General features: G+C 59.5%; 12 protein-coding genes. 8 read left to right on the top strand and 4 right to left on the bottom strand.

The genetic code is table 11. From position 1 onward, the window contains the following. Window positions 1-246: 246 nt before the first annotated feature. Complete coding sequence (locus FIV03_RS12825; protein ID WP_209009967.1) at window positions 247-1641, bottom strand: HlyD family type I secretion periplasmic adaptor subunit; 1395 nt, start codon at window positions 1639-1641, stop codon at window positions 247-249. Continuing rightward, window positions 1638-3386: a type I secretion system permease/ATPase gene (locus FIV03_RS12820; RefSeq protein WP_152509809.1), complete on the bottom strand. Its 1749-nt coding sequence runs from the start codon at window positions 3384-3386 to the stop codon at window positions 1638-1640. Before FIV03_RS12820 ends, FIV03_RS12825 begins: the two co-directional genes overlap by 4 nt. Before the next feature lie 440 nt (window positions 3387-3826). On the opposite strand from FIV03_RS12820, the gene FIV03_RS12815 reads away from it, so the two are divergent. From FIV03_RS12815 to rfbA, 3 genes are read left to right on the top strand one after another with little or no spacing between them, the layout of a single operon-like run. After that, window positions 3827-4261, top strand: coding sequence for a MarR family transcriptional regulator (locus FIV03_RS12815; protein ID WP_228148025.1), 435 nt, complete (start codon window positions 3827-3829; stop codon window positions 4259-4261). A 15-nt stretch (window positions 4262-4276) separates the two neighbouring features. Beyond that, window positions 4277-5551 (top strand): glycosyltransferase, encoded by a 1275-nt coding sequence (locus FIV03_RS12810; protein ID WP_152509808.1) that lies wholly within the window; start codon window positions 4277-4279, stop codon window positions 5549-5551. Continuing rightward, entirely contained in the window at window positions 5548-6456 is a 909-nt protein-coding gene (gene rfbA / locus FIV03_RS12805) for a glucose-1-phosphate thymidylyltransferase RfbA (RefSeq protein WP_152509807.1), read from the top strand. Before FIV03_RS12810 ends, rfbA begins: the two co-directional genes overlap by 4 nt. Before the next feature lie 6 nt (window positions 6457-6462). Here the strand turns inward: rfbA and FIV03_RS12800 are convergent, their stop codons facing one another. Together FIV03_RS12800 and FIV03_RS12795 are read right to left on the bottom strand one after the other, a co-directional pair. Beyond that, window positions 6463-8232, bottom strand: coding sequence for a ShlB/FhaC/HecB family hemolysin secretion/activation protein (locus tag FIV03_RS12800; protein ID WP_152509806.1), 1770 nt, complete (start codon window positions 8230-8232; stop codon window positions 6463-6465). A 6-nt stretch (window positions 8233-8238) separates the two neighbouring features. Beyond that, window positions 8239-13626 carry a filamentous hemagglutinin N-terminal domain-containing protein gene (locus FIV03_RS12795; RefSeq protein WP_152509805.1) on the bottom strand — a complete coding sequence of 1796 codons (5388 nt, stop codon included), beginning with the start codon at window positions 13624-13626 and terminating at the stop codon, window positions 8239-8241. A gap of 228 nt (window positions 13627-13854) precedes the next feature. Between FIV03_RS12795 and FIV03_RS12790 the strand changes: the two genes are divergently transcribed. The 5 genes from FIV03_RS12790 to FIV03_RS12770 all read left to right on the top strand — a co-directional run bounded on the left by FIV03_RS12790 (window position 13855) and on the right by FIV03_RS12770 (window position 20789). Beyond that, window positions 13855-15312, top strand: a complete 1458-nt coding sequence (locus tag FIV03_RS12790; RefSeq protein ID WP_152509804.1) for a HAMP domain-containing sensor histidine kinase — start codon at window positions 13855-13857, stop codon at window positions 15310-15312. Beyond that, the gene (locus FIV03_RS12785) at window positions 15309-16004 is read left to right on the top strand and encodes a response regulator transcription factor (RefSeq protein ID WP_152509803.1); all 696 of its coding nucleotides are present in this window, start codon (window positions 15309-15311) and stop codon (window positions 16002-16004) included. The genes FIV03_RS12790 and FIV03_RS12785 overlap by 4 nt, the downstream gene beginning before the upstream one ends. Window positions 16005-16167: 163 nt before the next feature. Continuing rightward, on the top strand, window positions 16168-17430 hold the full coding sequence (locus FIV03_RS12780) for an ABC transporter substrate-binding protein (RefSeq protein WP_173013832.1): 1263 nt from the start codon (window positions 16168-16170) through the stop codon (window positions 17428-17430). Next, the gene (locus FIV03_RS12775; protein WP_152509801.1) at window positions 17423-19468 is read left to right on the top strand and encodes an ATP-binding protein; all 2046 of its coding nucleotides are present in this window, start codon (window positions 17423-17425) and stop codon (window positions 19466-19468) included. The genes FIV03_RS12780 and FIV03_RS12775 overlap by 8 nt, the downstream gene beginning before the upstream one ends. After that, on the top strand, window positions 19452-20789 hold the full coding sequence (locus tag FIV03_RS12770; RefSeq protein ID WP_209009966.1) for a sigma-54 dependent transcriptional regulator: 1338 nt from the start codon (window positions 19452-19454) through the stop codon (window positions 20787-20789). The genes FIV03_RS12775 and FIV03_RS12770 overlap by 17 nt, the downstream gene beginning before the upstream one ends. The last annotated feature ends 107 nt before the right edge of the window (window positions 20790-20896 follow it).

Below are 20896 nucleotides of genomic sequence, written 5' to 3'. Positions count from 1 at the left end.
ATTTCTGCGATTTTTCAGATGCTTGAAACCGCCCGCACTTCATGCCGAAACAGCACTCAACCGCCTCGCCGTGAAAATGAACGACATGGTAGTTTTGCAACGCACTAATCGCGTTAAAGGTGTAATTTTCGCACCGCACCAGGAAAATGCCCCGACGCTCGGAATGGACCGGGGCTTCGAAAAAGCAACGGGCGGCCAATGCCGCCCGTCGTTAAAAAAATTTGTTGGAGCACAAAAAAATGCGCCTCAGTCTTCCCGGAAAGCTCGATCAAGGCTTTGCGTGATCGGCTCGAGCAGATAGTCCATTGCCTTGCGAGCACGCCGGATAATCAGGACTTCCGCCGGCATTCCCGGGTAAAGCGTCAAGGCAGGCTTGCCGTCCAGCTCTTCGGATAGAACCTGTGCGCGCACGATATAGAAGGCCGCCTGCGTCTGGGGATCGACGGTCTGGTCGGCAGCGACATAGGTCACCTCCCCTCCCAGCGGGCTGGTGTTCTGACGGTCATAGGCAGTCAGCCGGATGCGTGCCTCCGAGCCGACACGAACGGTATCGATGTCGTTCAGGTTCATCCGAACCTCGACAAGCATCTTCTCGTCTCGCGGCACGATATCCATGATCGCCTTGCCAGGCTCGACCACCCCGCCGGGCGTCCGCATCTCGATGCTGGAGACAATACCGGACTGAGGGGAATGGACCACCAGCCGGTCGAGGACATCCTGCGACGAAATGATCTGCTCGTTGGTGAGGTTCAGTTCAAGTTGAGCCTCGAGGATCTTTCCGGCAATGTCGCTTTGCCATTCCTGTTCGGCCTGCAACAGGGCAACTTCCGCACCCTGGCGCGCCTTTTCCGCACGCGCCTTCTGGGCCTCCAGCTCACCGCCGTCACCAATCATCTCGCTCAGTTCCAGCTGAACTTCGCTAAGCATGGCTTTTGACGTGAACCCTTTCTTCTCCAGGCCGCTGAGGGCGTCGACACGCTCCTCAAGCAACTTTCGCCGGTGCCCGGTGGCTTCGATCTGGGCCTGATTGGCCTCGATCTGCGCCACATACTGCTCCATCTCCTTCTGCTGAAAGGCGATCTTGCCCTCGTAGACCTGGCGGCGTTTTTCGAACACCCCCTCTTCTGCCGCCACCACTTCGGCGATCAGGGGTTCGCTGCTATTCTTGAGCTCTTCCGGAAATACGATTTCATCCGACAGATCTCGCTCGGCCCTGAGCCGGGCCAGCCTTGCCAGCAGACTGGTCCGTTTGCCATGGAGCTGCGCCAGCTCGGCACGTGCGCGTGTGTCGTCCAGCTCCACTAACGGCTGGCCGGCATCCACGAAATCCCCTTCCTGCACGAGCAACCGGCGCAGGATCCCGCCTTCCAGATGACTGATGGTCTTGCGCTTGCTGTCGACAATCACCTTGCCGGTGGCAACCGCCGCACTATCGAGATCGGCGGTAAATCCCCAAAGCAGAAATCCGCCAAAGCCGATCGAAACGGCCAGAGCTGCCGCCAGAAGCGGTTTGCGCAAGCTTGGCGGGCGCGCATCGTCCGCCTTGAGGGCGGCCATCCAATAGGCCTGGCCTGTTTCGGTCGCGGCCTCGGACGAAGGTGTGGCAACGGGTGGCTTTGTCTGCTCGGAACGATCGCTCATGCCACTTCTCCACTCGTCGGCAGGGCGCGGTGCGCGGCAGGTGCCGGCAGGCGCCTTGAAATACTGCTGACGACATCAGTTCGGTCACCGAACTGGCCGATCCGGCCATCTTCCAGCACCAGGATCTTGTCGGCCGCTTCCATGATTGCCGGTCTGTGTGCGATGACGATGACGATGGCGTTGTCTTCCTTTGCCTGCGAAATAGCACGCAACAGGGCAACCTCCCCTTCCGTATCCAGGTTGGCATTGGGTTCGTCGAGCACGAGCAGGCGCGGCCGTCCGAACAGCGCACGCGCAAGGGCGACACGCTGCTTTTGTCCGCCTGACAAGGTGTAACGGTTGTCACCCACGGGCGTGTCATAGCCGAGTGGCATCCGGCCGATCATCTCGTGAACGCCGGCGGCACGTGCCGCATCGATCACCATCTGAGGGTCGGCATCATACATGCGCGAGATGTTGTCCCGAACCGTTCCATCCAGAAGAGACACCGACTGCGGCAGATACCCGACCATCGCGCCAAAGGACGCCCGCTCCCAGAGATAGGCGTTGTGCCCATCAAGAAAGACACCGCCCGTCGTGGGCTGAAGAACACCTACAAGCAGACGGGCCAGGGTCGACTTTCCGGCTGCCGACGGGCCGACAATGCCAAGAACGTCACCGGGTTCGAGCGTGAACGAAATGCCCTTGATAACAGGCACCGGTGCGTTGGGCGGCGCATAGACCAGCTTGTCGATCTTGAGCGATCCCTGGCTGGGCGGGGTCGGCACGGTCTGGCGAAGCGAGGAGTGGTTCTCCAGAACCTCGCGCACCCGGCCCCAGGCGGTTGATGCGAACACCCACTGGCGCCAGTTTTCCGTGAGATTGTCTAAAGGCGTCAGCAGGCGCCCCATCAGGATGCTTGCGGCGATCATCGTGCCGGCAGTCACCTCTCCCTTGATGACAAGATCCGCGCCAAGCGCCAGAACCGCGATCTGCATGCCAAACCGGAGGCTTCGCGTCAGCGCGTGGATTGCCTTGCCACGCCGGCTTCCCATTGCCATCAGTTCCGTGGCATGGAGCTGCCCCTTGCGCCAACGGCGCGTCAGGGCAGGCATCAACCCCATTGCCTCGATCGTCTCCGCGTGGCGAAGCGTGGAGGCGATCGTCGCGACATTCTGCAAGTTGGCGGTGTTCGCTTCCTTCAACAGCGAGCGTGTCGTCATGTCGGACAGCAGGTTGAGCCCGATCAGCGTAATCGCTGAAACAACAGCCAGCAGCCCGTAAAGCGGATGCAGGGCAAACAGCACAATCAGGAACAGCGGCACCCACATGGCTTCCAGCGGTGCGCTGATGGCGTTGCTGGTTATGAAGGTGCGAAGATCGTTCAGGTCCCGCAGCACTTCGGAGGCCATACCGCCCCCCTTCTCCAGCGAGGATTTCACCCCCGCCTCGATTGCCGTCAGGTTGAGACGCCGAACCAGTTCGCTCCCCATCACCTGGAAAATCTGGCTGCGGATAAATTCGAGAATCGCAAAAAGCATCAGCCCGCCACAGGCGATGATCAGCAACATTGTCAGGGTATCGAGGCTCTGACTGTTCAGAACCCGGTCGTGAACCTGCAGCATGAACAGCGGAACGATCATCTGCAGCAGTGTGATGAACCCGCTCAGAAGCGCCGCTGCGGCGAGACCGGTTGCAAAGGTGACACGAGCCTCTCTTATGAGACGGAACGGATCGATTGCGTCCGGTGTTGTCTTTTCAACCATTCAAGATTCTCCGAAGCCTCAACCGATAGGTGTGTTCGCACGTGCGAAAAAAAGAGCGATTGCCCAGAAAACGACACATCTTTTCCATAGGAATGACGAAAGCATATAGACTAACTTGGGGTATCTAGTGCCTTTAATTATGGCAATCGATTGGCAAAGAGAAGAAATGCAAAAACAAAACTAATAAATGCATCAATGTGCATAGACAGGGAGCAGAATAGCGATGAAATTATTTCGAATTTAGTTCGAATGTAGGTGGGAGTTTGGGGCAAATGCACAAAGTCTTAGAAGACGCAACAAGGGACATGAATGGGCACGTTTCGCGGACTGAACCTATGGTTGAAGAATCCATCAATCATTCAGCATACGGGGAAAGAGAAAGGATCGCGGCTCCGGCGTCGCAAGCGAACCATTTCGAACTCGTAAGAGTCATCGAACGAATGTATCGGCGCTACCTTGACCGCCTCCGCGTCGATCTGATCCGAATAGGCGCGGACGACATCTCTCCCGCCCATGCCATGTTGCTTTTCACCATCGGTGACGACGACCTGTCCGTGCGGGATCTGATGGACCGCGGTCATTATCTCGGATCGAATGCGTCCTACAGCCTCAAGCAACTCGTCCAGTCCGGCTACGTCGACCGAACGGCTTCGGCACGGGACCGACGCTCAGCCCGTATCCGTCTGACCGACAAGGGAAAGATGCTTTGCAGAGCCGTGAAGGCAGCCGACGAGGTCAATCAGGACCAGATCGTGCGATCCGAACAGGACCTGAAGGCCCTTGAGGAAACATTCGCACTGCTGCGCAAGCTTGAGGTCCTTTGGGCGACGGACCTTCAACAATCCCCCTTGCGTCTGGACGGCACCCGTTTCTGATCGAAGGTTTGGCACATGCATATCGTGTTCGTGCACCGGCATGGGCCCGGGCAGTTCGTTCATCTTGCCCGGCGTCTGATCGCCGATGGCTGGACTGCCACGCTCATATGCGAATCCCTGGACCGGCCGGTGCCGGGCCTGCGTGTGCTGCGCTATGCCGGTGACACCCGGCAGGCGGGCAGCGCGGGTGGACGGCCTTCCGTGCCCTACATCGAGGCGGGACGCAAGGTTGCCGATATCCTGCACAAGCTGGACCTGAACGGCCACAAGCCCGACATTGTTATGGGACATATCGGTTGGGGCGGCATGATGTTCGTCAAGGATGCCCTGCCGGATGTACCTGCCATCGGTTTCTGCGAATATTACTTCCAGCCGCAGGGCGGAGACGTCGGGTTTGCACCTTCCGACGAGATGTCGCTGCAGCAGCGCCAGACCATGAGGCTCCGCAACGCCATCCAGCTGTCCACTCTGGATCAGCTCGATGCCGGCATCAGCCCGACGGCCTGGCAGAAGAGCCGCTATCCCGCAGAATACCGGTCAAAGATCCTCGTGCAGCATGAAGGCATCGACACGACCCGGGCTCGCCCCGACGCGATGGCCGGATTTCGCCTGCCGGACGGCAGACACCTGACCGCGGGCGATCCGGTGGTCACCTTCGCGGCACGTGACCTGGAACCCTACCGCGGGTTTCCCCAATTCATGCAGGCGGCAGCACTGGTCGCCCGCGAAAATCAGGAAGCCAGGTTCGTTGTTGCCGGTGGCGACGGCGTCAGCTACGGACGCGCACCATCTCGCGGCGACACATGGCGCAACCGGCTTCTTCAGGAAACCGGCCTTCCACCTGATCGGATCCACTTTCTGGGCCAGATCCCGCACAAGGATCTCCTGAGCCTGTTTCAGGTCTCTGCAGCCCATGTCTATCTGACCTACCCGTTCGTCCTGTCCTGGTCGTTTCTCGAAGCCATGGCCTGCGAGGCACCTGTCATCGCGTCCAAAACCGCTCCGGTTCAGGAAGTTGTTCGAGACGGGGTCAACGGCAGGCTCGTTGATTTCTGGGACACAAAGGCAATTGCTGCCGAAGTTTGTTCGGCGTTGACGTCTCCGGCAGACCGGCAGGCCATGCGCCGGGCGGCACGCCGGACCGTTGTAGCCAGATACGAGTTGTCAACCTGCGTTCTGCGCCTGCAGGCGCTCTTGAACAAGTTGTCGAACCGTTCGGCGCAACGGCAGGCCGGCTTTGGACCCGTCGCAGGAAGGCGCAACGTGGCGACGGAGTGGAACCGGGTATGAAGGGAATTGTTCTTGCCGGCGGCGCCGGGTCTCGCCTGTTTCCCATGACGCTCGCAAGCTCGAAGCAGCTTTTGCCCGTCTACGACAAACCAATGATCTACTACCCGCTGACCACGCTGATGCTCGCCGGCATTCGAGACATTCTGATCATCTGCACACCGCGGGACCTGAGCGCGTTCCAGCGCGTCCTCGGCAAGGGAAACCGCTGGGGCCTGAACCTGTCCTACGCTGTCCAGAAACACCCTGCAGGCATTGCCCAGGCATTCCTGATCGCGGAAGACTTTCTGGGTGGGGAACCGTCGGCCCTCATCCTGGGCGACAACATCTTTCATGGCACCGGCCTGTCGGAAAAAATGCTGGCGGCCCGGCGAAACGAGACCGGCGCAACCATATTCGCCTATCAGGTTCATGATCCCGAACGATACGGCGTTGTCGGCTTCGACAGCGCAGGCAAGGCTTCCTCAATCGTTGAAAAACCGGTTGCCCCGCAATCGGACTGGGCGGTGACCGGCCTCTATTTCTACGATGCCAGGGTTGTCGACATCGCCCGTACCCTCACCCCATCCGCACGCGGCGAACTTGAGATCACCGACATCAACAGGGCCTATCTGGAAAGCGGTGACCTCAGCGTCCAGATGCTGGGCCGGGGCTATGCCTGGCTGGATGCGGGAACGCCGGAATCGCTCCTGGAAGCAGCCTGCTTCATCCAGACGCTGGAATCCCGCCAACGCCTGAAGATTGCCTGTCCTGAAGAGGTCGCATTCTACCAGGGCTGGATCTCGAGAGGTGATCTCGAAGCGCTGGCGAGCGAGATTTCAGGCACGACCTACGGCCGTTACCTGAACTGGATCGCCAGGGAAGCGGCAAAAGCGCAATTTGAACCGGCAAGCGCCCTGGCCTCGTGAGAAGCGTCAGAATCGCGCCGTGATCGAGGCCTGCAGATTGAGATCCCCGGCTTCCGTTTCTCCTGCGTCCTGCAGGGCAACGCCCGCGATCAGGTTAGCCGTCAGATTGTCTCCAAGAGCATAGTCGAAGCCGGCGCCAACACCGGACAGCGTCGCATCGTCGTCTGTGGCGTGATCGATCCCGAACCCGATATCGGCAAACAGATAGGCCGACAGACTGTCGTTTGTCAGTGATTGCGGCCAGCTTTCAGGCAGATTGCCGGCAAGCGGCGAGAAGGACGGCAGACGCAATTCGTTCCGCCAGATGACACCGCTGTCGACGCTGGCATCATCGTAGTTATACCCGCGCACCGCATATCGCCCACCAAGCGAGATCCGCTCCGTATCCGGCAGCACCTGCCCCGCGAGCGTACCCGAGAGGGCGCTTACCCAGAAGAACCTGTTCGGAAGAGATATTGTCCGGCTGATGTCTGCCGCAAGATACGCATAGTCGACCGACTGGACACGCCCATTGGTAAAGGTCTGCCAGGTGGTTGCCGCATTTCCCTGGAGAACACCTCCCGGATTGGCTTTCACCCTGACATCCAGCGCCGTGCGGCCAAACCGGTCATCGAACGAATTGCTCCAGCCAAGCACCATCTGGAACAGATCCGCGGCACCGTCGGCAACCGCGACACCATTGAAGAAGGTTGTCCGTTCCAGGCGTTTCAGCTCAACGCCCGTGTAGGTGTCTCCCCAATAGCGCCCCGGCAGGAGATTAGAGACGGCAGACCTGTAGATGATCGGCAATTCATAGGTGGTGTTTTCAAAGTCGAAAAAGCGATTCGGCGTCTCGCGTGACGCAACCATTGCCGGGGCGATTTCAAGACTTTGCCGGGCCCACGTCGGAATGGTGAGCCTGCCTGCGTGGGACACATAGGAGGGGTAGTCGCCTTCACGCGGAAAGACAATTCCCGGATCGCTCCAGATGTCGTCGCTGGCCGTCATCTGGTAGGAAAGCCAGGGGCCGCCCGGAAAGGGAAGACGCGCATTGCCACCCAGAAAATACCTGTCGCGTCCGGTATCCTGCGATCCGGAATTGGACCATCCCGCAAACACCTGCCAGGGCCTGCCTTCATCGATCGTGACTTCGAGATCGCTGAGCGCGGCATCCTCGCCCGGGCGAAAAACCCCACCTGCCCGCCTGTAGGGGGAGCGGTTCAACCAGCCGAGATCTTCTTCCAGCGCGCGCGCATCTATGCGCCCACCGGGGTTGATCCGCAGCCTTGCGCGGATCTCTTCGGCGTCGCGCTCATCGAGCCCCTGCACCGTCACGTTGCCCGACTTGAACTCGATCACCCTGACCTGCAGCACCCCGCCGGTTATTTCCTGCGGTGGCAGGGTCACGGATACGAACGGATAGCCCGCTTCCTTGTAAACGCGGGCTACGGCAGCTTGAATCTCCCCCGCAAGGGCGAGGGAAAGCGGTTTGCCGAGATACTCCGACAGCACGGCATCCAGTGCGGCCTGATCGAAAGCAGCCGCCGGACCGCCGATACCTTTCGGAGCTCGGCCTGCCACATCGTCGGACTGGCCGATCAGATAAACGCCGGCCAGGTCAACCCCGAGCGGTGACCTGTCGGTGGCGCCGAAGTCCTGGGGGGCGACGTCCAGCGAGACCGGCTCTCCGGGTTCGGCAGCCGGAAGGTTTCTTTCAAGAGCCTGCTGGGCGAACGAACCTTCGGAAACGAGCGCAACACCGGCCACCAGGGCTGCAGTTATCGTATGTCTTGTCATGCCGGACTACTCTGCCGCCGCACTGAGCCAGCGTCCGAACGAGCGGTTGCAGGGGTGAACGGCACCTTCGCCGCCGACCACTCCCGGCTCGCAGGCAGAGGGGTTGTCTTCAAGTGCCTCGTCGGTATCCGGGGTCTGCAGCCGGTTGCGCTCCAGCACCCGCTGGCGGGGATCGGTGGAAGACTGTCCATTGCCGGAAGAACCGGACGTTTCGGAGGGGCTAATGATCGTCAACGTGCCATCGACGCTCAAAATGTCGTAGCCGAACTGATGCGAATAGAAACTGTTGCCTATGACATAACTTCCGGCCGCGGTTGCCGTGACGGCGGCACCGCCATCGAAACTTCCCAGGAGACTCGCTCCGGCAGACGACAAGGCATAGGTGAACCCGCCGGAATAGACCGTTCCGTCATATATTTTCGACTTGTCGTCACCCGTTACCGTGATCGCAGTCAGGAACCCTCGCAGGAGTGGGGTCGTCTGCCCCTCGTAGATGCGCCAGGTGTTCGCCGTGCCGCCCTGGTCGTCAATTCCAAAACCTGCCGCTACAAACGTGTCGAGCTGCTGCATGGCACTGCTGGTCACACCGGTGACATTGGTCACCGAACCGCCGAGCTGATTGCCGACTGCATTGTTCAGCCCGGTAGTCTGTGTGTCCCAGACGCTGTTGGTGAGCGTGATCGTACCAGCGTCCATAGTGCCGACCAGGCCGCCACCGTTCACACTCGCGGAGACGGCACCGGTTGCATACGAGCGGGTCACGGACGACCCGTCAAGCATCCGCCCGACAAGGCCGCCGATCTCGTTGCTGCCAGAGACGTCCCCGGTGGCGTAGCTGTCGGAAATGCTGCTGGCCGTTACGCCGACGAGCCCGCCGGCCATGCGGCCGGTGTGGATCACGTCGCCAGTCGCAAAGGACCGTGTGATTGGCGCTCCGACGGAGTAGGCAACCAGCCCACCGAGACGCGTCGCGACGTTGTCGGAACTTTGCACAGTCCCGGTCGCATAAGAGAGATCGACCGAGCCCGAATCAATGGAGCCGATGAGACCGCCTGCGCCATATGGTGTGGTGGTACCACCCGTGTTATCGGCAAGGAGCGTGACGGTTCCGCTGGCATGAGATCTGGAAACGTCGACATTTGATACCCGGCCCATCAGTCCACCGATGTCATAACGGCCACTGACGTTGCCGGAAGCGGACGAACGGGTAACCTGCGATGCATCAGAAGTCTGACTGTTGCCGATAAGGCCACCTGCAGCATAGGCCGTGGTGGTGACATCAGCCGAAGAATGTGCGTCGGTAACGGAATACTCCGACGCCATAATTCCGGCGACGCCGCCGACATTACCTGCGCCTGTCACCGTGCCGCCGACCGAAACATCCGATACCGAGACCTTGCCACCAACGGCAGCGCCGATCAGCCCGCCAACACCGACCCCTCCCGCGATGTTGACGTTCGTCAGCTTGAGATCACGAATGGAGACATCCTGACCATCGGCTCTAACGACGCCAAACAACCCGATCGAACTGAAGTTACCTGTCGAGGCCAGGCCGTCGATCGTATAGCCGCCACCGTCGAAATTGCCGCGAAGGCTTGTCGACGCAAAGCCGGAACCACCGTTCCAGGCTGCTGTTCCCGAAGCGTCGATATTCCGGGTCAACACATAGTTTACCGGCGTGGTGCCGGAACCTGACTGTATGCCCTGAAGACTGTAGACATCGAAGATCTGGTACGGGTTGGCTTGCGATCCATCACCACCAAGCGCACGTACAAAATGACCGCCCTGAATATCGAAATCCCGGGCATAAAAATCCGGCAAACTGCTGCCGACCTGCAGCCAGGCGGTATCGGACTGGAAATCGTCGACATGGATATCACCCGTCGCCGTTGAAGTGACATTCGTTGCGCTGCTCGTCTGGTCCACACGCAGCTTGCCGTTCGCCGCGGTGACGGAGCCGTTGATCTTGATGGAGGCGTTGCTGGCGTCGGCGTAGAGAGAAAGCTGGTTGCTGTTAGACCACGCGACATCGCCGTTCACTGTCAGGTCACCGTCATGGGCCCACAGGATGGCGTTGCTGTCGCCGACCGAAAATGTGCCATTCGTTGCAACAGTCAGGTTGCCACCAGCGTAAAGATTGTTGTCGAGATTGAAGTTGGACGTCGCATTCAAATTGAAGTCGAGACTGTTGCCATTCTGGTCGGTTCGCACAACCGCCGACGTGTTGAACAGGAAGTCGAGATCGGTGTCGCTGAACGCGCCGATGGTCGTGTCCAGAGCGGTGACCACGTCCGTCGTGGCCGCTGCACCGGTATTGACGTTGAAGGCATTGCCCCAGATATCGGCTCCGGAGACGCCGGTCGACGTAACTGTGTCGGCGAAAGTCGCCGCTTTGGTGCTTTCACCGTCCAGATAAGACAGGACCCCTGCGGAATTGAGCGATCCGGCCGTAGTCAGGATGTAATAGTACCCGTTTGCCCCGCTCACAGCGCTGCCGACAAGATTGCCGCCGGAAAGTGCGCTGACATTTGCTCCGGTTTGGGCCGTCGTGCCCGCATCACTGTAGACGATACCTGAGACCGCCTCGGGTGTGGCGGCATACTCCCACTTGAAATAAGGGAAAAGTCCGCTGCCAGTGCCCCAGATGCTGCTGTCCAGGGTAAAGCCACCCAGGGTCAGCGATCCCTGCATCTGGGAAGTGGTCAGACCGCTCGTGTTGGTCACGGTGGGGGTATAGGAATTCGTGTAACCGATCACCTCGGTTTGTCCGGTGGTTTCAGTATCCCAGGCTGTGTCGGTTATTGAAACGCTTGAGTCGGAGACCTCAGCGACCAATGCGGCTGCATATCCTTCAGCCTCTACAAGACCCGTAACAAAGGAGTTTTCAATGACCGTGTTCCTGTCGGCCGTACCGATGAGCCCTCCAGCCGCGGCGCCGTTTGTACCGAGCACCTGACCGGCAAAATACGAATTCGAGATCGTAAGATCTTCCGCGTACCCAACCAGTCCACCAGCCTCCCGAAAGCTCCCTGACGAGGTGACTGTCGCCGTCGAATAGGAATTTTCGATCCTGTTGTCGTTGTCGTCTGTGGTGCCGACAAGACCACCGACCTGCCCTCCGGTTATCGATCCTGTCGAGCTGGAATTCGAGATTATCAGCCCTTCACCCATAATCGCGACGAGGCCGCCGGTAGCACTGCCCCCATCCGTCGTCGTGACGGAAACATCGGCATGAACATTGGTCATGGTCGACTGGTCGATGTTGCCGAAATACCTGGCCACGACGCCTGCGCCCCAGGAATTCGCCTGAACGGTTCCACTGACAGTCACATTCGACATGTTGTGACCGTGATAGTTCCCACCGCCTGTGTCGCCGACCAGAATTGCCGTCTGGTTGTCGCCGGTAACAGACGCGTTCGTGAGTGTGAGGTCCTTTATCTCCAGGTCACGTCCGGAAGTGAAATAGTTGTCTTGCCAATAACTTATAAGTGCGACATTACCTTCGGAAGGCCGGTTGATATAGAGGCCGTCTATCGTATGTCCCTTGCCATCCAGGCTTCCGGAAAAGGAAACAGGGTCAAAGCCAGCACCGTTATTCCACGATGATGTCATCGACGCGTCGATATCGTTCGCAAGCTCATAGTAAAGGCTGATATCGCCGGACCCGCCACCACGCCTGTCACTGGTCGTGATCCCTTGCAGGCCATAAACGTCAAATAGCGCATAAGGGTTGGAAAAAGTGCCATCGCCACCCTGCGCCCGGATGAAAGTCCCGAAGCCAACACTCAGTGCGTTCGTGGCAAAGTCTGGCAGGCCCGCGCCGACCTGATCCCAGACACCCCTGGTGAGAGCGAAATTGTCGACATCGACCGCGCCGGCTGCTCCCGTCGAGATCGTGCCGACAGCAGCCGTGCCGCTGTTGCCGTAAGCCAGCAGGGTCAGCCCACCGCTCTGGCCGTCGATGGCCGCATTGATCGCGATGTCGTTATAGGCGTTGAGCGTGAGTGTGTTTGTGCTCGTCCAGGTGATGCCCGAATTGATGGTGATGTTGCCGTCGCCCGCACTCTGGTTGCCCGGACCACTTGCAGACGAGTTGGTGGTCTGCAGGCTCACGTTGTTGCTGGCGAGGTTGGAAGAGATCGTTGCAGCCGCCGCCGCATCGACTGTCAGGTCAACCGGGTCGATCAGCCAGAGACCGGTCTGACCGCCTTCAGACGAGGTATCGACCGTGATGCCGGCAAAATCGATGGTGTTTCGGGCAGACGTTTCGACAAAGCCGCCTTCACCGCCCACGCCACCCCTGGCGCTCAACGTTCCGGAAACACTTGCCGTGTCCTCGGAAAACACCACGATTTCACCACCCTTGACGCCGCTTTCTTCCGCCGAAGCGTCGAGCGTACCGGTGATCGTGATTTCTCCGCCCGTCACCGTGATGGCGCCACCCTCGGTCGCCGGCTTTGCACCCGGCACCGGAACGTTCTCCGCCAGTTTGCGCGACTTGAGCTTGCCACTGACCTGGACCTTGCCCGTATTGCCCGCCGTCAGGAATATCCGGCCACCGGAAGTGCTGACACCGGTTGCCTTGACGACACCATCCGTGTTTCCAGCCAGCGCAAAGACATTGCCGCCATTCGCGCGGATTTCCGCATTGGCCGCCGCGATGGTTCCGGAATTGAGCGCTTCGGTATCGGCTCCGCCAAGCTTGACCGACAACAGGCCGTCTGCATCGGCGACGTCTTTCATCAGGACTTCGTAGCCAGCGGCAAGGGCTGCAGTGCCGTTGGGCGCTTCAAGCGTGCCACTGTTTTCAACGCGGCGCGCAATCAGTGCAATGTCACCCTGCGCTGACCGGATAGTGCCCGCATTTACGACTTCGGCACCGCTCGTGCCGGAAAAGGTCAGGCCGCCGCCATTCAGAAAATCGCTGTCGGTAACGTCCTGCGTCGAAGCGACAAACGAACCACCCGTCGACACAAGCCCGCCGCTGCCAACGGCAACTCCGGCAGGATTGACGAGAAACACGCTGCCCGTCGCGCTGAGGCTGCCATCGATACGGCTCGGCACATTGCCCGTGACCCGATTGAGCGTGGCACCGGCGCCGTTGTCGAAATGAACCTGATTGCCGGAGCCGATGGAAAAGCTGCCCCAGTTCACGATACCGGCATCGCTTGATTGCTTCACATCAACCCGTGAACCACCTTGCGTAATGGTTCCGTTGCCATGCGTGAAACTGCCCCCTTGCGGCAGGGCATCGCCTGAAAAGGCTGCGGTGGGGACAAGAGCTGTCGTCAGCAGCAGAAATGCGGCAAGGGAGGCTGTCCGGTTTGAGCCGGATGGAATGGCAGGCTCAACCGGTGCGCTTGAAACGCCGGTGCTTCGGGTCCTGGACGCCATTTGTATCAATACTCCCGCTGTTGCGTCGTCTTGTGCCCACGACGGTCAACATTGGTGTAAATACAGATGGCGAGAGATCGAATTCCACCTACCAATACTAATCAATTCTGACAGATTCTGACGAGACTTGCTTCCTTTGGGTGACACCTGCCTGAAATCGAAGCTGCCGCAATCAAGGCCTCGAAACTGTTACTTGAACAGGCAGGCCGCTTCCGTCATCACAAGCGCATGCTCGATCTCAAGACCATGTTGCTGCTGGAATTCGCGACAACCGCTTTCATGTCCGTTGCCTGGCTACTCGTCTGGTTCGTCTGGCGCCAGATCTATGAACTGAAGGTCATCGCGGCCGGCTTCTTCGCCATCGCGATTGGATTGTTTCTCTATTTGCAGCGCGGTCCGGACCCATCGCTCATTCGCGTCGTGACGGACAACATGGTGATCAAGTTTGGCCTGGTCCTGTGGGCCGACGGCCTGGCGCGCTTCCTGGGGCAGCCCCGTTTTGTCGGTATCAGCGCGTTCTGTCTCGCGGCACAGCTCCTGTTCTGGATCTTCGCCGTTGTCTATGACCCGACAGACCTCGGCCTGCGCATTCATGCCTCCACTGCATTCACGGTGGTGATGATGGCATTGATGATCCGGACGCTTTACCGCGACCGCTCCCAACCCCCTTTCCTTCGCTGGATCATGATCTTCCTGCTTGGGGAATATTCCGCCGCAAGTCTGCTGCAGAGCGCACTCGTCTATATTCAGCCATCGACGGTTGCCAATCCGGTGATGACCAACATCAATACCTGGTACTTCTTCCAGGGACACATCTTCATTGTCGGCTTTTTCTTCTGTCTGATCTTCATGGTGGGCATGCGCCTGTCCATGGATTTGCGCGACCGAAACGCTGCGCTAGCGCGCGAAGTAACATTGAGACGGCGCCTGGAGGGAGAACTGTCCGCCAGTCTGGAAGGGGAAAAGGCCGCACGCCAGGACCAGCGCCAGTTGATGCGCATGGTCAGCCATGAGTTTCGCACCCCCCTGGCCGCAATCCGCTACGCAAGCGACATGCTCACCCTGATGCTGGAACGACCGCAGCAGGCTGTCGCCCAACGTCTGAAAAGCATCGACGAGGCCGTTTCCCGCATGACGATGCTGATCGATCGTTTTCTTGCAAGCGAGCGGCAGGATGAAGGTGTGCTGAAGATCGAGCAGGTGGATTTCTCGGCCCTTTATGAGGACGTTCAGCGGCACTTCGACCATGCCGGCCTCGGCGAACGCCTCACACTTCATCCCGTTGCGCCGATGCCGGCATACCGGGGAGATACCGAGATGCTCCGCACGGTGGTCGTCAATCTGGTCGACAACGCGCTCAAATACTCACCAAAGGACGCCGAGGTCGAGATCACGATAGCGGCCCAGAACGGTGATATCGTTCTGGAAGTGAAGGACCGCGGGATCGGCATTCCGGATCGTGACCTGGCGCAGATCGGCAACCGCTTCTACAGGGCCTCGAATACAGGCGGAACCGGAGGCAGCGGGCTCGGCCTGCATTCCTGCCGGCAGCTTGTCGGCTATCACCAGGGACATCTGGATTTGAGTGCAAGACAAGGCGGCGGCACGCTTGCCAGGGTTTTCCTGCCGCTTCCCGGATTTGCGCGAGCGGACTCTGAGACCATGCAGGAGGAGGAACCGGCATGAACAGGATTTTGATCGTGGAGGACGAAAGTGCCCTTCGCGCCGACCTGTTGGATTATATGCGTCTCAACGGCTTTCAGGTCAGCGGCGCGGGCGGCGCGGCCGAAATGTGGACCGCGCTGGATGACGCCGAACGACCGGATGTCGTGATCCTGGATGTCTCGCTGCCGGACGGAAACGGCTTCGACCTTGCAGGCGACCTGAGGGCGAAAATCAATTGCGGCATCATCATGCTGACCGCACACGGCGACAGCGAAAGCCGGGTCCGCGGGTTCGACAGCGGCGCGGACATCTACCTCGTCAAGCATACCAGCCTCAGGGAAATACTGGCTGCGGTCCAGAGCCTCATACGCAGACTGTCCGGCGCTTCATCAGAAGGTAACAACGCGGCAGAATGGGTGTTGGACAATGTCTCCTGGAAGCTTCTGCCACCGGACGGCGACGCCATAAAGTTGACCGCAACCGAAAGGATCTTTCTGGAAGCCCTGGTCTCCAATTCCGGAGCCCCTTGTGCCCGGGACGATCTTTCCCGTCTTCTCTCCAATCGCCAGACTCAGTTCGACAATCGGCATCTGGATGCCGTCGTCAGCCGCCTCAGGCGCAAGATCCAGGATCAGACCGGGGTGGAATCACCCATCAAGTCTGTCTATGGCGTCGGATATTCCTTCAGCGCCACCTGCAAGATGGACAGCTAGCCCGGTTTGTCTCGATCAGGCTGTCGTAAACACGGCGGAGCCCGAAGGGTCTGGCAACATCGCCGTGCATATTTCCGTCGACGTTCGGAATTCTGATATAAGGTGCCTCCAAATGAGGCAATCCGGGATGTCAGGCGCAATCAGTTTTCAGAAAATATCCGTCATGCTGGCCGTTATTGCGATGTCCTGCCTGGCGACACTCCTGCTGTTGACTGCCGCTAACGCGCGGGATCTTCGTGTCCTGACGTCCTTTCCGGACTATTTCACGAAGCCCTTCGTCGATGCGTTTTCGAAGAAGTATCCGGCGATCAACGTTACTGTCCTGAACAAGAACACGGTCGCCTCGGTCGAGGAAATCCTGCTGGACAACCCGCGTGGCTTCGATCTGTTCTGGTCGTCGTCACCGGAGGCCTTTTCCCTTCTCGATAAATTCGGCCGCCTGCGGGAACGCTCACAGGACAGTAGCCAGACCTTTGTCGATTTCGCCTATTCCGGTGTCGGCTGGTGCTGGATGGAAGACTTTGAAGGCAGGCCGCCCACAAGCTGGAACGATCTGCTGGACGCACGCTTTCAGGACAGGCTGGCCATGTCCCACCCTGCCCGGTCAGGGTCCACACACATGCTGCTGGAAGTTATCCTTCAGGATCGCGGCTGGGATCGGGGCTGGCAGTATATCTTCGGCCTGTCCCAGAACCTCAAGACCATCACCGCCCGCAGTTTCAGTGTCATAGAGGGGCTCAAGCGCGGCCGCTTCGATGTTGGTCTGTCGATCGATTTTCTGGCGCTGACGGAAGCCGACGACGGCGTCCGCTTTCAATATGGCCAACCGGTCATGATGGCCCCTGCCCGGATCTCCATTCTCAACCACGGCTCCGCCCCTGAGGAGGCGGGTCTGTTCATCGATTTCATGTTGAGCAAACCGGCGCAGGAACTGCTGACACAGCCCGACATCCGCAGGATCCCGGTGGACACCTCTGTTCGCGAACAATCCTTGAACCAGTTCCCCAGGGAAGTGCAGGCTGCGCTGAAATTCAGCTGGTCCACTTATGACCCCAATCTTGCCGAAACACGGTATCAGGCCGTCAACGACCTGTTCGACATCTTCATCACCAGAAATCTGGTTCAGCGCAGAAACCTGTTGCGGCGCCTGGAAACACTGAGCCGGCAGGCGCCTCCCGAACTCGTTCCTTCGCTGATCAAGATAAAGAAGAAGCTCAACCAGCTTCCCGTGTCCGAGATCGATGCCGTGCGCTCGGAACGCTACCGGGACGCACAGGAGGAAGGCGCCAATTCGCTTGCCGGAACCGGCGAGGAATGGAGCCTTGCCACCTGGCGCATTGCCGCCAGGGAGCAACTGGCGGCAGTCGACGCCATGCTGACCGGGCTCGAGACAAGCATCCGGAATGGTCTGGCTGTCAATGACTGAGACGGCAAACCGCGGGCGCGGCACGATATGGTTTCGTTTGCTGCTGTCCATCCTCACGATTGCCGCGATCACCTGGATCATCCTGGCCATCGGCGTGGTCTTCTTCACTCAGGCACGCAGCGATTTTGGCGAGATCACCGAAAAGAGCATTCCGGAAATCGCCCTGGCCTCCGAGCTTTCCGAATATGCGACGCGCCTCGCCGTCATCGCGACCGAGATTGCCGCGCAGACCCGGGAACGCGAACCGGAAGCCATGCGCGAGGATGTGGAAGCCGCAAGCCAGGGCATTTCGGGCCTTCTGGAAACAAACATCCTGAGCGACACGAAAAACACCGCGAAGATAATCGAGGCGAAGGAAACCTTGAGCGACAAGCTCGGGTCCTTCCTTCAGGTCTCCCGGGATCTGCAGGCGATCAACAGGTCGCTGGAACACTACCAGGTGGAACTGCGCTGGCTGCAGATCGATATCCAGACCGAAGTCGCTGCCCGCATTCAGGACCTGTCCTTCAACATCGACAGCCTGTCGTCCGAAATGGTCCGCTCGCAGTCGCGCACCGACCGGGTCGCGGCTGCCGCGATCATCCGGCAGGAAACCCTGCTTCGCGAACAGATGCAGACAATCCGGTCAAGCACGGCGACGGCGATTACCTTCCTGCTGCAGGCGCTTTATGTCGACACGGCGGAAAAACTCGCGCAGCTTGAAGATCTGAATTTCGACGCGCTTGAAAACCTCCAGGGCATGCTGGCGGAGGTCCCGCAAAAGGCCGATACCGAAACGCTGGTGTCGTCGCTGGAACGGCTGCAGGCCTTCGCCTATGACGAAACGGGGGTCTTTGCAGGATCGCGCGACCGGATCGAGCTGCAGCAACAGGCACTTGGCGACCTCAGCACTGCACAGGCCGCCGTCGCAGATCTTCAGGCCGCCCTGGTCGAGCTGGGCAGGGAACGCCGTCTTGCCGCCCTCACCTTCACCAATCAGGCGGCCGAACGGCTGCGCATTGCCTCTCTGCTGCTGGCCGTCGCAACTGTCATCTGCGGTGTCATCTGCGCCGGCATTCTGCTGTTTTATGTCCGCAACCAGATTGTTGCCCGACTGCACCGGCTGGCAGAAGCCCTGATCGAGATCGCTCAGGGCAATCTCTCCACGCCGATCCCCACCCGCGGCAACGACGAGATCGCCCGCATGGGGGCAGCGACGGAAATCTTCAGATCCTCCGTGGTCGAACTGAACAGAACCCACGAAAACCTGCAAAAGGAAATCGTCGAGCGCAAACGCGCCTTCGACCAGTTGAAGCAGACCCAGCGCGAACTTGTTCAGGCCGGCAAGCTGGCGGCTCTCGGCCAGATGTCTGCGGGCATCAGTCACGAACTGAACCAGCCGCTCGCGGCCATGAAACATCACCTGCACAACCTTCGACTGCTGCTTGCCAAGGGCAAGAGCGAAGCCGTCGAAGCCAAGGTCGACGTCGTTGAAAATCTCGCAGAGCGGATGTCGCGCGTCATCAAGCACCTGAACGGCATTGCCCGCCGTTCGGACTACGCGGTCAAGGACCTGACACTGGATCAGGCCCTCGAACCTGTCGTTTCGCTGTTCGAGCGGCGCCTGGAGGAAAGCAGCGTCGCGCTCAATGTCTCCGACGCTGCCGGCAAGCTAACCGTCCGCGCGGATCCCGTGTTGCTGGAACAGGTCCTGATCAACGTCATCGGCAACTCGGTCGACGCCATCGACATGAAAGCGGCAGGCGGCGGTGAAATCCGCGTCGAGGCAGAGCAAACCGCCGGTGACGCGACCATCCTGATCGCCGACAACGGCATCGGCCTTCAGGGACAATCGGCAACGCAGCTGACCGACCCGTTCGTGACCACCAAGGAAGTCGGCAAGGGTCTCGGTCTTGGATTGACCATCTCCTTCAACATCATGCAGGACATGGACGGGCATCTGGAACTTGCGGAAAACGACCAGGGTGGCGTAACCGTTCAGCTGAGGCTGCCATGCGCGGCACAGAACAAGGTGGGGCAGCTTGAGCACTCGGTTTGAAACGGGCGAAATCGTTCTGGTCGATGATGATGCGGATCTGCTGGAAGCAATGCAGGAAACGCTCGAGCTCGCCGGGTTCAGCGTACGTTGCTACGCCAACGCCAATGTGATTGCCGAGCAGATACAGCCCAACTGGAACGGCATCGTCATCAGCGATATTCGCATGCCTGGCAGAACCGGCATGGAGTTTCTGCGCCTGATTCAGGAAAATGCCCCCCAGGTCCCCTTCATCGTCATTACGGCACACGGCGACGTGAAGACCGCGATCCAGGCGATGAAGCACAACGCCTATGACTTCATCGAGAAATCCACCGAACCGCAACACCTGATCGACACGGCCCGCCGGGCGCTTGAAAAGCGCAGGCTGCAACTCGAAAACCTGGCGCTGCGGCGCAAGGTTCAGCGCATCCGCGATCCTCAGGGTGAGCTTATCGGCAGTTCGCAGGTCATGACTGACCTGCGGTCGACGATTTCGCGCATTGGCCCGTTGAATGTCGATGTGCTTCTGCACGGCGAAACCGGCACCGGCAAGGACCTGACCGCACGCTGTCTGCACCAACTGTCCCCGCGCGCGCCGGGACCGCTTGTGACGATCAACTGCGGTGCCGTCACGGAGATGGACATCGACCGCGAACTGTTCGGCTTCGAAACCGAAAACGGCTCCTTCCCGGGGCGGATCGAACGGGCGCAGGGCGGAACACTCTATCTGGATGAACTTGATTCCATGCCCAATGCGCTGCAGACGCGGTTTCTGCGTGTACTGGAAGAGCGCAAGATCACCAGGCTGGGCGGCAGCGATGCCGTCCCGGTGGACATCCGCGTCATCGCCGGCGTGAAGACCAACCCTGCCGCCCTCGTTCACGATGGTCGCCTGCGGGGCGATCTCTATCACCGGATGAATGTGGCGACCCTGTCCCTTCCGCCGGTGCGTGAACGCGGCGAGGATGTTATCGAACTGATGGAACACCTTCTGGATCAGGCCTCGGAAAACCACGGCCTGCCGCTTCCGAAACTGTCGCAACGCCAGAAAAAGCAGTTCCTCACCTATGACTGGCCCGGCAATGTTCGCGAAATTCGCAACATCGCTGCACGGCTCGTCATCGGCCTGGAGGCTGACCTGCAGATAGGCAGCGGCCAGCCCATTGAGGTCTCCACAGGCTATGAGGCAGCCATGACCGCCTTCGAAACCGAGCTCTTGCAGAACGCTCTGCTTCAGACCGGTGGCCGAAAGGCAGAAGCCGCCGAACTGCTCGGCATCCCGCGCAAGAGACTTTACCTGCGCCTGAAGAGCTGCGGCCTTGCGGAGGAAGACGGGTCATGATCGACACGTTGAACGTGTCAGTTTTGACACAAAAATATCAATAAATTCAATAATTTGACTCGAAAATTTCGCCAGTGATAGCGTTTCCTCGCTGAACGAACAAGGGG

The organism is Labrenzia sp. THAF187b, from assembly GCF_009363375.1.
Lineage (GTDB): Bacteria > Pseudomonadota > Alphaproteobacteria > Rhizobiales > Stappiaceae > Roseibium > Roseibium algicola.
This window is presented reverse-complemented; position numbering and strand designations above follow the sequence as displayed.

Bases quoted from the DNA above. Each gene is read 5' to 3' on its own strand.
- FIV03_RS12810 (WP_152509808.1), top strand. From the start codon at position 4,277: ATGCATATCGTGTTCGTGCACCGGCATGGGCCCGGGCAGTTCGTTCAT.
- FIV03_RS12795 (WP_152509805.1), bottom strand. From the start codon at position 13,626: ATGGCGTCCAGGACCCGAAGCACCGGCGTTTCAAGCGCACCGGTTGAG.
- FIV03_RS12815 (WP_228148025.1), top strand. From the start codon at position 3,827: ATGTATCGGCGCTACCTTGACCGCCTCCGCGTCGATCTGATCCGAATA.
- rfbA (WP_152509807.1), top strand. From the start codon at position 5,548: ATGAAGGGAATTGTTCTTGCCGGCGGCGCCGGGTCTCGCCTGTTTCCC.
- FIV03_RS12820 (WP_152509809.1), bottom strand. From the start codon at position 3,386: ATGGTTGAAAAGACAACACCGGACGCAATCGATCCGTTCCGTCTCATA.
- FIV03_RS12790 (WP_152509804.1), top strand. From the start codon at position 13,855: ATGCTCGATCTCAAGACCATGTTGCTGCTGGAATTCGCGACAACCGCT.
- FIV03_RS12825 (WP_209009967.1), bottom strand. From the start codon at position 1,641: ATGAGCGATCGTTCCGAGCAGACAAAGCCACCCGTTGCCACACCTTCG.
- FIV03_RS12800 (WP_152509806.1), bottom strand. From the start codon at position 8,232: ATGACAAGACATACGATAACTGCAGCCCTGGTGGCCGGTGTTGCGCTC.
- FIV03_RS12785 (WP_152509803.1), top strand. From the start codon at position 15,309: ATGAACAGGATTTTGATCGTGGAGGACGAAAGTGCCCTTCGCGCCGAC.
- FIV03_RS12780 (WP_173013832.1), top strand. From the start codon at position 16,168: ATGCTGGCCGTTATTGCGATGTCCTGCCTGGCGACACTCCTGCTGTTG.
- FIV03_RS12775 (WP_152509801.1), top strand. From the start codon at position 17,423: ATGACTGAGACGGCAAACCGCGGGCGCGGCACGATATGGTTTCGTTTG.